Annotated in this window: 5 protein-coding genes and 3 pseudogenes; 1 reads left to right on the forward strand and 7 read right to left on the reverse strand. The window is 41.9% G+C overall.

The features are described from left to right. Positions 1-4 precede the first annotated feature (4 nt). A complete protein-coding gene (locus N8A86_RS02880; protein WP_273567708.1) occupies positions 5-2,518 on the reverse strand; it encodes a T9SS type B sorting domain-containing protein in 2,514 nt (837 codons plus the stop codon). A gap of 571 nt (positions 2,519-3,089) precedes the next feature. Here N8A86_RS02880 and N8A86_RS02885 point away from each other — a divergent pair. Further along, positions 3,090-4,679: a peptide chain release factor 3 gene (locus N8A86_RS02885; protein ID WP_273567709.1), complete on the forward strand. Its 1,590-nt coding sequence runs from the start codon at positions 3,090-3,092 to the stop codon at positions 4,677-4,679. Positions 4,680-4,794: 115 nt separating this feature from the next. Here the strand turns inward: N8A86_RS02885 and N8A86_RS02890 are convergent, their stop codons facing one another. From N8A86_RS02890 to rplA, 6 genes and pseudogenes are all read right to left on the reverse strand, one after another. Beyond that, a complete protein-coding gene (locus N8A86_RS02890; protein ID WP_273567710.1) occupies positions 4,795-5,109 on the reverse strand; it encodes a DUF3467 domain-containing protein in 315 nt (104 codons plus the stop codon). 59 nt (positions 5,110-5,168) lie between these two features. Further along, a complete protein-coding gene (rpoC, locus tag N8A86_RS02895) occupies positions 5,169-9,467 on the reverse strand; it encodes a DNA-directed RNA polymerase subunit beta' (RefSeq protein ID WP_273567711.1) in 4,299 nt (1,432 codons plus the stop codon). 39 nt (positions 9,468-9,506) lie between these two features. Further along, positions 9,507-13,315: pseudogene (gene rpoB, locus N8A86_RS02900) on the reverse strand (DNA-directed RNA polymerase subunit beta). Positions 13,316-13,450: 135 nt separating this feature from the next. Next, entirely contained in the window at positions 13,451-13,831 is a 381-nt protein-coding gene (gene rplL, locus N8A86_RS02905; RefSeq protein WP_273567712.1) for a 50S ribosomal protein L7/L12, read from the reverse strand. 50 nt (positions 13,832-13,881) lie between these two features. Beyond that, positions 13,882-14,396: pseudogene (gene rplJ / locus N8A86_RS02910) on the reverse strand (50S ribosomal protein L10). A gap of 21 nt (positions 14,397-14,417) precedes the next feature. Continuing rightward, positions 14,418-15,109 (reverse strand): annotated as a pseudogene (gene rplA / locus N8A86_RS02915) (50S ribosomal protein L1). Positions 15,110-15,115 lie beyond the last annotated feature (6 nt).

Genomic DNA, 15,115 nt, shown 5'->3' on the forward strand with positions numbered 1-15,115 from the left:
ATGATTAATTACTTACATATAGGTATCCACTATCCGTTACATCGCCTTTTTCATCGGTTTGATACTCAAAGATATAAAAATATACTCCCGCTGGAAGGTATTCGCCTGAACTGACGGTCGATCTACCTTTCGATCTTCCATCGAAAACATTGTTCTGATTGTTGTAACCCGCTCCTTCGTAAACGGCTACACCCCATCGGTTATATATTCTCAACGTATTGTTCTTGGCTTTGTCGACATTTCTGATGAACAAAAAGTCATTTTTACCGTCACTATTCGGGGTTACTAATTGATTTACTTCTATAATACCGTCGAAAGGTATTTCTTCCACCACCACGGTAACGGTAGCCGTATCACAATTTGTTGTTATTGCAGTTTCACAAATGGTATACTCTATGGTGTACGTACCCGCATCTGTATTAGGCGCCAAATCTACAGTGCCATCAGGATTAACGGTCAATGGACCAGTTGGTGTCGAGGTTATTACTACATCATCCGGATTTACTGGATCACCATTCAAAATATCATTATCAAGTACGTTGCCTGGTAAGGTGCCGCCATCGGTACCATCTTCAAAAGGAACACTAAAGTCATCATCCACTGCGTCTATTATAGGCGCACCGACCGTAATGGTGACCGTAGCTGATGCACAAACATCGGGGTCGGGATCCGTGTTGCAAACCTCATAAATTATGGTAACAACCGTACCGGTTTCCTCAGCTGTCGGCGTGTAAATTAGTTCTCCCGTTTCAGGGTCTAAAACTACCGTTCCGGTCGCCGTGCCTCCTATTTGGGTAATACCTGTCGTACCAAGATTGTTGGCATCGTTGTTCGGTAGGTAGTCATCATTTTCGAGAATGTTGATCGTCACTTCTGTCAATGCATCTGTTGAACCTGCATCATCGACTGCTGTTGCCACCAGTGGATTTGGATCACCACCGTTCGGATTGCCATCACTATCGCAGTCTAAGGCAAGCCATTCCACAGAAGGCTCAAGGGTCTGGCTTACTATCAAAAGGTCGCAAGGATCTAAAGGATCCGTACCGTCGATAACTTCTTGTTCATTTGTCACGCCATCACCATCGCAATCGAGATTGTTCCATTCTGTTGTGGTATCCACGGTTTGATTCTCCAAAACAAAAGAACATGGATCTTGAGGATCTGTACCATCTGTAACCTCCTGCTCGTTGGTAACACCGTCACCATCACAGTCTGCTAAGAGAAAATCTCCTGTTTGTGCTAAAGTAATATTTGCCGGATCATAGTCGCAAGGGTCTGTCGGATCTGTCCCGTCGGTAACTTCTTGTTCGTTGATAACCCCGTCGCCGTCACAGTCAATGGCATTCCACTCATCTGAAGGATCCACACTTTGACTAGCAACAACAAGGTCACAAGAATCGGATGGGTCTGTACCATCTGTTTCCTCTTGCTCGTTTGTAACACCATCTCCGTCACAATCATTTGTCGGTACGGATAAACAATCCACATTACATGCCGCAGCAGTAACGTTGCTATCCGTTGCACTAACATTCAATTGACCGCCGTTTGCCACTACTGGAACGCCGTTTGTATCCTCGCCCCCAGTGAGTGCCCCATTACCATCAATCGCCGAATTTTCAAAAGCTGCGCTTCCCTCTAGAGCATCAGGACAACTATCGTTATCGGAATCCAAATCCCTAAAATCAGGAGTAGAGTCGTCATCTGAATTTATTGGATCGAGACCATCATTACCGTAGGCATTGTCCAAGCCATCGGTATTGTCGTCCAAGCCAGAAGGCGGATTATAAGCATCTACAGGCTGCGCCTCCCTACCATCAAGAATACCATCGTTATCGGTATCCAAATCCCTGTAATCGGGAATACCGTCATTATCGCTATCAATGGGATCCAGCCCATTTTCATAAGAATCGTCGATATCGTTATCATTCGCATCCCCTGTTGGAGGGATATAACCTTCCGAAGTCTGTGCCTCTACTTTATCTTTAATGCCGTCATCGTCGGAGTCAAAATCGCGAAAATCGGGATACGAGCCACCATCGGTATTTATCGGATTTATCCCAAAGCCAAAAGAACCTTCATAGGCGTCGTCCAAACCATTGTCGTTTGCATCGACTCCAGAGGGCGCAACATATCCGATAAATGGCTGTCCTTCAATATTATCGCGAATACCGTCTATATCCGAATCTATATCAAGATAATCAGGAATTCCACCACGATCCGTATCAAGAGGAGTTAAACCTGCACTGGAAGAAAATTCATAGGCATCATCAAGACCATTACCATTGGCATCGACACCTGAAGGGGCTATATAACCGTCAACTCGCTGCGCCTCAATATTATCTAAAATACCATCATCGTCAGAGTCGATATCCAAATAATTGGGTACGCCATCGCCATCCGTATCCGTCGGGTCGGTACTTGGGTCGTTATCACCGTCTGTATTTTTGTCCTCAACACTATCTATGATACCATCACCGTCAGCGTCATTCACGTTGTTGAAAATAGGAGTGAGAACCATATTTTCTATAATTGTCGAATTACCAGGTTCGGCAATTAGATAATTAGAAGAGAGAATTGCAATCGTAAAAAAAGGAATGTGCCAAAAAAATCTTTTATTCCTGTTTTGGGGGAATAGGATGTAGAAAGTTCCATAAGTGTCAGCAATTTTTAACCTGCCGTTTGGGCAGGCGGGTTTACTAATCACCATGGCCTGTAGATGTCTCGTGTAAGTATTTGGGAATACTAAAATTCAATGCAAGATATACCTAAAAATTCAATCTTCAAATTGTTCCTACAGCATCTGCATTCAATTCTCCTTTAAAAACAGGTTAACTCGACAAACTGCAAAATATTGTTTTTGCGAGTTCATTTAAATACGTGAAAATCGGTTAAAAAGATGTTGTGCTTTGAATTAAATCGATAAAAACAACTCTTCATCGGTGGGTTAAAATAATATCGAACCGCATACGAAAAACTTAAATGATGTTCTGATTAAGGATATAGAAAATAAAGGGAATCCCACTAATAAATTGCCTCCTTCCGGTCTAAATTTTCTCTATTATTTACCCTACTTTTGTCAAAATTTATACATGAGTTTCGCTAAAGAAATCCAAAGGAGAAGAACGTTTGGGATTATCTCCCATCCTGATGCCGGTAAAACTACGTTGACCGAAAAATTATTGCTTTTCGGAGGGGCAATACAGGAGGCCGGAGCGGTCAAGAACAATAAAATAAAGAAAACGGCCACAAGTGACTTTATGGAAATTGAGCGACAACGTGGCATTTCGGTAGCGACGTCGGTGTTAGCGTTTCTTTATAAAGACAAGAAAATCAATATTTTAGACACCCCTGGGCACAAAGACTTTGCTGAAGACACATTTCGAACCTTAACGGCAGTCGATAGTGTCATTGTGGTCATCGACGTGGCAAAAGGGGTCGAAGAGCAGACTGAAAAACTTGTCGAGGTCTGCCGTATGCGAAATATTCCCATCATTGTTTTTATCAACAAATTGGACAGGGAAGGTAAAGACGCGTTCGACCTACTCGACGAGGTCGAACAAAAATTAGGTCTTTCCGTAACGCCCTTGAGTTTTCCTATTGGCATGGGATATGACTTCAAGGGAATCTACAACATCTTTGAGAAGAACATCAATCTTTTTAGTGGGGATAGTAAAAAAAATATTGAAGATACCATTGCTTTCGATGATATTAATAATCCGGAACTGGAAAACATTATAGGAAGTAAGGCTGCAGAATCTTTACGGGAAGATTTGGAATTAATCCAAGGCGTCTACCCCTCGTTTAACAAGGAAGAATATTTAAAAGGAGTTCAACAGCCTGTATTCTTCGGATCGGCCCTGAATAACTTTGGGGTACGTGAACTACTGGACTGTTTTATCGACATCGCCCCATCACCAAGACCCAAAAAGGCGGAGGAGCGTTTGGTAGAGGCAAGTGAAAAGGAAATGTCAGGATTCGTTTTTAAGATTCATGCCAATATGGATCCCAAACATCGTGATCGACTCGCCTTTGTAAAAGTGGTATCGGGTACGTTTGAACGTAACAAACCTTATTTACACGTTCGAAGTGATAAAAAATTAAAGTTTTCAAGTCCGAATGCGTTTTTTGCGGAGAAAAAGGAAATCGTGGATGTTTCCTACCCAGGAGATATTGTAGGGCTTCATGACACGGGTAATTTTAAAATCGGGGACACTTTAACCGAAGGGGAAATATTACACTACAAAGGGATTCCCAGTTTCTCACCGGAACATTTCAGGTACATCAACAATGCGGACCCAATGAAATCCAAACAACTATACAAAGGTATCGATCAACTCATGGATGAAGGTGTAGCCCAGTTATTTACTTTGGAAATGAACGGACGCAAAGTAATCGGAACAGTGGGTGCACTGCAGTTCGAAGTTATCCAATACCGTTTGGAGCATGAATACGGGGCAAAATGTTCTTACGAGAACTTTCCGGTCTATAAAGCTTGTTGGGTCGAAGCACAAGATCCTAAAAATGAAGAGTTCAAAGAATTCAAAAGGGTCAAGCAAAAGTTCTTGGCAAAGGATAAAAGAGGGCAATTGGTCTTTTTGGCCGATTCGCAATTCTCATTGCAAATGACACAACAGAAATATCCTTCTGTGAAATTACATTTTGTCTCTGAGTTTGATTGAGGAAAAAGTTAATGAGAAAATTAATTAAGGGTATAAATCCAACATTAGCTTTTTTCTCTTTAACTCATTAATTTTTGAAAACGAAAAGCGCCGGCAATTGCCGGCGCTTTTCGTTTTAAGCCTCTCCAGTCGGCCCGAAATTAAGGGGTATATGAGGTTGTTCATAATCTTTTATTGTTCCGTGTGCCTTTTCAAAACGATTTACGTTATCCGTCAATGCTTTTAGAAATTTCTTGGCATGCTGCGGTGTCAGCACGATTCTACTTTTAACCTTAGCCTTCGGTGCTCCAGGCATCATACTAATAAAATCCACAACGAATTCAGAGACCGAATGATTGATAATAGCAAGGTTTGAATAAATACCTTCGGCGGTTTTCTCATCCAATTCGATATTTATCTGTTTTTGTTTCTGATCTTTATTATTGCTCATAATAATCGAAGTCTTTAAAAAAATGACCCCCGACAAGAATGTCGAGGGTCAGTAAATTTCTAGAATTTCAAGGCTTCCTTTCGGGCCATGATTTCATCATATTCCTCTTTCGAGCCCACGATGATATTTTCGTAGTCACGCATACCCGTACCTGCCGGGATCTTATGTCCTACAATAACATTCTCTTTCAAACCTTCCAAGGTATCCACTTTACCGCTTACCGCCGCTTCGTTCAATACTTTGGTCGTTTCTTGGAACGAGGCCGCAGAAATAAACGATTTGGTCTGTAAAGATGCTCTTGTAATACCTTGGAGTATCGGCGTAGCTGTCGCAGCAACCGCATCTCTCGCAGTAGCCAGTGCTTTATCGGAACGTTTCAAGATAGAATTCTCATCACGCAATTCACGAGCAGTAATGATCATTCCAGCCTTGATATTTTCTGATTCTCCAGCATCTAAAACCACTTTCTTTCCGAAAATTTCATCATTTTCTTCAATAAAGTCGTCTTTATGTACCAGCTGATTCTCCAAGAAGATAGTATCTCCCGGATCTTCGATTCGTACTTTACGCATCATCTGACGCACCACTACTTCAAAGTGCTTGTCATTAATCTTCACACCTTGTAAACGATATACTTCCTGTACCTCGTTCACCAAGTATTGCTGAACAGCTGACGGACCTTTGATCGCCAAAATATCTTCTGGTGTTATCGACCCGTCGGATAATGGCATGCCTGCACGAACATAATCGTTCTCTTGTACCAATATCTGGTTGGAAAGTTTCACCAAGTATTTCTTGACTTCGCCCAATTTTGACTCGATAATGATTTCTCGGTTACCTCTTTTAATCTTACCAAAAGAAACAACACCGTCAATTTCTGAAACAACCGCCGGGTTCGATGGGTTACGGGCCTCGAACAATTCGGTTACCCTTGGAAGACCTCCTGTAATATCACCAGCTTTTGCCGATTTACGTGGAATCTTGACCAAAATCTTACCTTCTTTAATCTTATCTCCGTCATCAACCATAATATGGGAACCAACGGGAAGGTTGTACGAACGTAAGACCTCATCCTTATTATTCATAATCAGTAAAGTCGGAATCAATTTTTTGTTCCTTGATTCTGCAATCACCTTTTCTTGGAAACCGGTCTGTTCGTCGATTTCAACTTGGTAGGTGACTCCCTGCTCTATATTTTCATAAGCAATTTTACCAGGGAATTCAGAAACAATAACTCCGTTATATGGATCCCAAGAACAAATGACATCTCCCTTAGTTAATTTGGCACCGTTCTTAATGAACAATGTCGAGCCATAAGGAATGTTGTTCGTACTCAAGGTAATTCCTGTTTTGACATCGACAATTTTCAATTCAGAAGTTCTCGAAATGACAATTTCCGCCTTTTTACCTTCACCATCTTCACCCGTTACCGTTCTTAAATCCTCAATTTCGGCAACTCCTGAAAACTTAGCCTCAAGCTTGTTCTCTTCGGAAATGTTTCCTGCAATACCCCCAACGTGGAAGGTACGTAAGGTCAATTGAGTACCTGGTTCACCAATGGATTGAGCGGCAACGACACCTACGGCCTCACCTCTTTGAACCATTTTATTGGTAGAAAGATTTCTACCATAACATTTGGCACATATTCCTTTTTGTGCTTCACAGGTCAATGCCGAACGAACTTCTATTTTTTCAACAGGAGACGCCTCGATTTTCTTAAGGTCAGATTCCATAATTTCTTGACCGGCAGTCAAAAGTAACTCTTCGGTCAACGGATCATAAACATCATGCAGCGATACACGGCCTAAAATACGCTCGCCCAAAGACTCCACGATTTCTTCATTTTTCTTCAAAGCCTCGACTTCGACACCTCTCAAGGTTTCGCAATCTTCTATATTGATGATGACATCTTGTGATACATCTACTAAACGTCTGGTTAAATATCCAGCATCCGCAGTTTTCAAAGCCGTATCGGCAAGACCTTTACGGGCACCGTGGGTGGAGATAAAGTATTCCAGAATTGATAGTCCTTCTTTAAAGTTAGAAAGAATCGGGTTTTCAATAATCTCACCACCACCGGCAGTCGATTTTTTCGGTTTTGCCATCAGACCTCGCATACCTGTCAACTGACGGATCTGCTCTTTAGATCCCCTCGCACCAGAATCCAACATCATGTACACGGAGTTGAAACCTTGCTGATCTTCGCGGATTCTCTTCATCGCCAACTCGGTCAACATGGCATTGGTAGATGTCCACACGTCGATTACCTGATTATAACGCTCATTATTTGTAATAAGCCCCATATTATAGTTGGCCATAATACCATCTACCTGTCCGTTAGCATCAGCAATCATGTCGTGCTTTTCTTGAGGGATGATAATATCGCCCAAACTGAACGAAAGTCCGCCTTTAAAGGCAAACTCGTATCCCATGGTCTTGATCTTGTCCAAGAAATCGGCAGTGGTCGGTACATCGGTGACACTCAAAATTCTACCGATAATATCTCGAAGCGATTTCTTGTTCAATACATCATTGATATAACCCGCTTGTTCTGGCACTTCCATGTTGAACAGTACCCTTCCGACTGTGGTCGGAATTATTTGGTTTACCAATTCACCTTCTTCATTGAAATCTTTCGCACGGACTTTTATTCCAGCATTCAAGTTGACCATACCTTCATTAAAGGCAATTTCAACTTCTTCGTAGGAATAAAAAGTAGAACCCTCACCTTTAATCGGTACCTCAGGGGTCGATTTTCTTTCCTTGGTCATATAGTATAGACCCAATACCATATCCTGTGAAGGAACTGTAATTGGTGAACCGTTCGCAGGGTTCAATATATTATGTGATGCGAGCATCAACAATTGCGCTTCTAAAATAGCCTCAGGACCCAATGGTAAATGAACCGCCATTTGATCCCCATCGAAATCCGCATTAAATGCGGTACAAACCAATGGGTGAAGACGTATCGCCTTACCCTCTATCAATTTTGGCTGAAAGGCCTGAATACCCAAACGGTGCAAAGTAGGGGCACGGTTTAGCAGAACAGGATGCCCTTTCAATACGTTTTCAAGAATATCCCAAACTACAGGTTCTTTTTTGTCAATTATTTTCTTAGCCGATTTTACCGTCTTTACAATACCTCTTTCAATCAATTTACGGATCACAAAAGGTTTATAAAGTTCAGCGGCCATATCTTTAGGAAGACCACATTCGAACAATTTCATCTCGGGCCCAACAACAATTACCGAACGAGCGGAATAATCCACACGCTTACCCAAAAGGTTTTGACGGAAACGACCTTGCTTTCCTTTTAACGAATCTGAAAGTGATTTTAAAGGTCTGTTAGATTCTGTCTTGACAGCCGATGCTTTACGAGTATTGTCAAAAAGTGAATCAACAGCTTCCTGAAGCATTCGCTTCTCATTTCTAAGAATTACTTCTGGAGCTTTTATCTCTACCAATCTTTTCAGACGGTTATTTCTGATAATTACCCTTCTATAAAGGTCATTCAAATCGGAGGTTGCGAAACGACCACCATCCAAAGGCACCAAGGGACGTAGTTCTGGTGGAATTACCGGAACTACCTTCATGATCATCCACTCCGGTCGATTTTCCCTATTATCCTGAGATTCGCGCAAGGCTTCAACTACCTGAAGACGTTTCAAAGCTTCGGTCTTACGTTGCTTTGAAGTCTCGGTATTCGCTTTATGACGTAATTCGTATGAAAGTTCTTTTAAGTCGATTCGAGCCAAAAGATCAATCAAACATTCCGCACCCATTTTAGCGATAAACTTATTCGGGTCCGAATCTTCCAGGTACTGATTTTCTTGAGGAATGGATTCGACAATGTTCAAATACTCTTCCTCGGTCAAGAAATCTAATTTTTGAACCTCTTCACCTTCAGGACCTTTGGCGATACCTGGCTGGATCACAACATAACGTTCGTAGTAAATAATCATGTCCAACTTCTTGGAAGGTAATCCTAAAAGGTATCCTATTTTATTTGGTAACGAACGGAAATACCAGATATGGGCCACGGGCACTACCAAATTGATATGTCCTACCCTATCTCTACGTACTTTCTTTTCGGTTACCTCGACCCCACAACGGTCACAAACGATACCGCGATAGCGGATGCGTTTATACTTACCACAGGCACATTCATAATCCTTTACAGGACCAAAAATACGCTCACAGAAAAGTCCGTCACGTTCTGGTTTGTGCGTTCTATAGTTAATGGTTTCAGGTTTCAAGACCTCACCCCTAGACTCTGCCAAAATTGCTTCTGGAGAGGCTAAACCGATTGAAATTTTGTTAAACCTTTTTTGTGGTGTATTATCGTGTATTCTAGCCATAATATATTATGCTACTAAATTATAATGTGTGTTCTAAAACTATTCTTCCAATCTGATATCTAAACCTAATCCCTTAAGTTCGTGCATCAATACGTTGAAAGATTCCGGTAAACCGGGTTCTGGCATGGTTTCTCCTTTTACGATAGACTCGTAAGTTTTCGCCCTACCGATTACGTCATCTGACTTGACCGTCAAGATTTCCCGCAACGTGGCAGATGCACCGTATGCTTCCAATGCCCAAACTTCCATCTCTCCAAAACGCTGACCACCGAATTGGGCTTTACCACCCAAAGGCTGTTGTGTAATCAACGAGTAGGGTCCGATAGAACGTGCATGCATCTTATCGTCTACCATGTGACCTAATTTCAACATGTAGATGACACCAACAGTCGCAGGTTGATCGAAACGTTGTCCGGTTCCACCATCGTAAAGATAGGTATGCCCGAATCTTGGAATACCGGCTTCATCGGTATATTCGTTGATTTGATCCAAGGTTGCACCATCGAAAATCGGGGTCGCATATTTCTTGCCCAATTTTAGACCGGCCCAACCTAGAACGGTTTCATAAATCTGACCGATGTTCATACGTGATGGTACCCCTAACGGATTCAGTACGATATCAACCGGAGTTCCGTCTTCCAAGAACGGCATGTCTTCTTGACGTACGATACGAGATACAATACCCTTGTTACCGTGACGACCCGCCATCTTATCACCAACCTTAAGCTTACGCTTTTTGGCAATGTATACTTTGGCCAACTTCATGATACCTGCTGGTAACTCATCACCTACCGATATCGTGAACTTGTCCCTTCTCAGATTCCCTTGCAGGTCGTTCAATTTAATCTTGTAGTTGTGCAAAAGGTCCGCTACGGAAGTGTTGGTCGCTTTATCCGTTGTCCAACTTCCTCCAACAAGGTGAGCAAAATCATCCACCGAGTTCAACATTTTCATGGTGTACTTCTTCCCTTTCGGAAGTACTTCTTCTCCAAGATCGTTCAACACACCTTGCGATGTCTTACCGTTGATCAGGGTAAAGAGTTTTTCAACAAGAACATCTTTCAACTCTTGGAATTTCACTTCGTATTCCAACTCCAACTTGTTCAAGTCTTCCTTGTCTTCCGAACGTTTGCGCTTATCCTTCACAGAACGCGAGAATAATTTTTTCTCGATTACCACACCTCGCAATGATGGGGAAGCCTTTAAGGAAGCATCCTTTACATCACCGGCTTTATCGCCGAATATGGCACGCAACAGTTTTTCTTCGGGAGTTGGGTCCGATTCCCCTTTTGGAGTAATCTTTCCAATTAGAATATCGCCCGGTTTCACCTCGGCCCCGATACGGATCATTCCATTTTCATCTAAATCCTTTGTAGCTTCCTCTGAAACGTTCGGAATGTCATGTGTCAACTCTTCAGCACCTAATTTAGTATCTCGTACCTCTAAGGAATACTCATCGACATGAATAGATGTGAATATATCTTCGCGGACAACTTTTTCCGATATTACAATGGCATCCTCGAAGTTATATCCTTTCCAAGGCATAAAGGCAACGGTCAGGTTTCTACCCAAGGCTAATTCACCTTTTTCGGTAGCATATCCTTCACAAAGAACTTGTCCCTTCTTTACTTTATCACCTTTTTTGACAATAGGCTTCAAGTTGATACTTGTACCTTGGTTGGTCTTTCTAAATTTAACCAACTCATAGGTTTTTGAATCTTCCTCAAAACTTATCAGTCTTTCAGCATCGGATCTTTTGTACTTGATCGTGATTTTCTGAGCATCGACGTATTCGATAGTTCCGTCTCCTTCTGCATTGATCAGTACTCTAGAATCAGAGGCTACTTGACGCTCCAAACCTGTACCGACAATCGGGGATTGTGGTTTCAATAATGGAACGGCTTGACGCATCATGTTCGAGCCCATCAAGGCACGGTTTGCATCATCATGTTCCAAAAACGGAATTAGTGAAGCAGAAATAGATGCGATCTGATTTGGTGCAACATCGGTGTAATTGATTTCAGATGGGTCTACTACAGGAAAATCACCTTCTTCCCTAGCAATAACCTTATCGGAATCAATAGTACCGTTATCTTTAAGCGGAATGTTTGCCTGCGCGATTTTCATTCCTTCTTCCTCCTCGGCACTTAAATAGACATATTCAGCAGTATTTACTTTCGACTTGTCTACTTTTCGATAAGGCGTCTCAAGGAAGCCCATCGGATTTACCTTTGCAAAAACGGCCAACGAAGAAATCAAACCAATGTTAGGCCCTTCAGGCGTTTCTATCGGACAAAGTCTGCCGTAGTGAGTGTAATGAACATCACGTACCTCAAAACCAGCTCTTTCTCTTGAAAGTCCACCAGGTCCTAACGCCGATAATCTTCTCTTGTGCGTAATCTCAGCTAAAGGATTCGTTTGATCCATGAACTGAGACAATTGGTTTGTACCAAAAATGAGTTGATTACCGATGATAATGTCTTTGCATTGATCAAATCAATGGGTGTAAACACCTCATTATCACGAACGTTCATTCGTTCACGGATGGTTCTTGCCATACGGGCAAGACCTACGCCAAATTGCGACGACAATTGCTCACCCACCGTTCGAACACGTCGGTTCGAAAGGTGATCGATATCATCGATTTCCGCTTTGGAGTTGATCAGTTCGATCAAATACTTGATAATGGTAATGATGTCTTCTTTGGTCAAGACCTGCTTGTCCATTCCGATATCAAGTCCCAATTTTTTGTTCATTCGATACCGACCTACTTCGCCTAAGTTATAGCGCTGATCGGAAAAGAATAGTTTGTCAATGATGCCACGGGCCGTTTCCTCATCGGGCGGCTCCGCGTTTCTGAGTTGGCGATAGATATGCTCTACGGCCTCTTTTTCAGAGTTCGTAGGGTCTTTTTGCAATGTATTATGGATAATGGCATAATCGGATTGCGCATTGTTTTCTTTGTGCAACAAGATGGTTTTTACATCCGTCTCCAAGATTTGTTCTATGTGGTCTTTTTCAAGAACCGTGTCACGATCCAAAACAATCTCGTTTCGTTCGATGGAAACCACCTCTCCAGTATCTTCATCAACAAAATCTTCATGCCAAGTGTTCAACACACGGGCGGCCAATTTTCGGCCCAAAACTTTCTTCAAGCCCGCATTGGAGACCTTAATTTCTTCTGAAAGATCAAAGATTTCCAAAATATCCTTATCACGCTCAAACCCAATAGCCCTGAACAGCGTGGTTACCGGTAATTTTTTCTTTCTATCGATATAGGCATACATAACGCCATTGATATCGGTAGCAAATTCAATCCATGAACCTTTGAACGGAATTACCCTTGCAGAATATAACTTGGTTCCGTTTGCATGGAATGACTGGCCGAAGAAGACACCAGGTGAACGGTGTAATTGAGATACAACTACACGCTCTGCACCATTGATTACGAACGTACCACTAGGAGTCATATACGGAATCGTTCCTAAATAGACATCTTGCACTATAGTCTCGAAATCTTCATGTTCCTCATCGGTACAATACAACTTCAAACGTGCTTTGAGAGGCACACTATAGGTTAGCCCTCGTTCTATACATTCTTGGATGGAATATCTTGGTGGATCGATGAAATAATCAAGAAATTCCAATACGAACTGGTTACGTGTGTCAGTAATCGGAAAATTCTCTTGAAAAGTATTGTAAAGACCTTCATCGCCCCGTTCATCAGATTTGGTTTCAAGTTGAAAAAAGTCTTGAAACGATTTGATCTGAATATCCAAGAAATCGGGATATTCCGGGGTGTTCTTTGCAGATGCAAAATTTATTCTTTCAGTAGTGTTTGTGAACATCTATGGACAGTATTTTGATCGTGAATACTAGATAGGTCGTATATCCCTTTATATACGGTATACATAAAAAGGCTTAGGTCTAGCTCCGCCCGAGGGTGAAAAAAGACCTAAACCAAAGTGCTATGGTTGTTGCTATTATTTAAGCTCAACTTCTGCTCCTGCTTCTTCCAATGATTTTTTGATTCCTTCAGCTTCGTCTTTAGAAACACCTTCCTTAACGGCTTTCGGTGCGCTATCAACGATGTCTTTAGCATCTTTCAATCCAAGTCCAGTCAATTCTTTTACCAGTTTTACAACTGCCAATTTAGAACCACCTGCAGCGGTCAAAATCACATCGAATTCTGATTTTTCTTCAGCAGCTTCACCTGCTTCACCACCACCACCTCCGGCGGCAACAGCAACTGCAGCAGCTGCAGGCTCGATGCCATATTCTTCTTTAAGTATGTCAGCCAATTCATTAACCTCTTTTACGGTCAAGTTAACCAACTGTTCTGCGAAATCTTTTAAATCTGCCATTTTTCTATCGTTTAATAAATTTTTAAAATATAATTGTTCTTAGTGCGTACTTATTTTTCTGATAATGTTTTAAGGATTCCAGCGAGTTTACCTCCTCCGGATTTAAGTCCAGAAATAACATTCTTAGCGGGTGATTGTAGCAATCCGATAATCTCGCCGATCATTTCTTCCTTAGACTTAATGCTAACCAAAGCATCCAGGTTTTCATCACCAATGTAAATTGCCTCTTCGATAAATGCCCCTTTCAAAAAGGCCTGTCGGATTTTTTTCTGAAAGTCTTGATCAACTTTGCAGGTGCATTTGCCGTATCGGCGAACATCAACGAAGTATTACCTTTCAAAACTCCGGGAAGTTCCCCGAATTCTTTCTCAGAAGCTTCCATTGCTTTTGCAAGCAAGGTATTCTTAACTACTGCCAGTTTTATGTTAGCCTTAAAGCACGCTCTCCTCAAATCGGAAGTCGTGCCCGCGTCCAATCCCGAAATATCGGCCAAGTAAATGGTCGAACTATCGGCCAACTGCGTAGTTAAATCTTCTATAACGTTTGCTTTTTCTTCTCTTGTCATATTCTAATTTTTACTACCCAGTTATTGAACTGTCTTGGGATCTAGTTGAACACTCGGGCTCATGGTACTTGACATAAAAACACTTTTCATGTACACCCCCTTTGAAGCTGTAGGTTTCAGCTTATTCAAAGTATCCAACAATTCTTTGGCATTGCCTGCGATTTTTTCAGCAGGAAAAGATGCCTTCCCGATTGCCGCATGTACAATACCCGTTTTGTCTACCTTGAAATCAATTTTACCCGCCTTCACTTCAGAAACTGCTTTCGCGACATCCATGGTTACAGTACCGGTCTTTGGATTGGGCATTAATCCCCTAGGTCCCAAAACACGGCCTAAAGGTCCTAATTTTCCCATGACGCTGGGCATGGTAATGATGACATCAACATCGGTCCAACCGCCTTTTATTTTATCCAAATATTCATCCAACCCAACATAATCAGCACCGGCTTCTGTCGCCTCTGCTTCTTTATCTGGGGTAACCAAAGCCAAAACCTTAACGTCTTTACCTGTTCCATGAGGAAGTGTCACCACTCCACGAACCATTTGATTTGCTTTTCGCGGGTCAACGCCCAAACGAACCGCCAAATCAATCGAGGCATCAAATTTTGTATTGGTAATCTCTTTTATCAAAGCTGAAGCCTCATCAACAGAATAGAGCTTGTCTTTCTCTATTTTGGCGTGAGCTTCTTTTGCTTCTTCGTTAACTTTGCCATTTAAAT

The organism is Maribacter halichondriae, assembly GCF_027474825.1.
In the GTDB taxonomy this organism is placed as follows: Bacteria; Bacteroidota; Bacteroidia; order Flavobacteriales; family Flavobacteriaceae; genus Meishania; species Meishania halichondriae.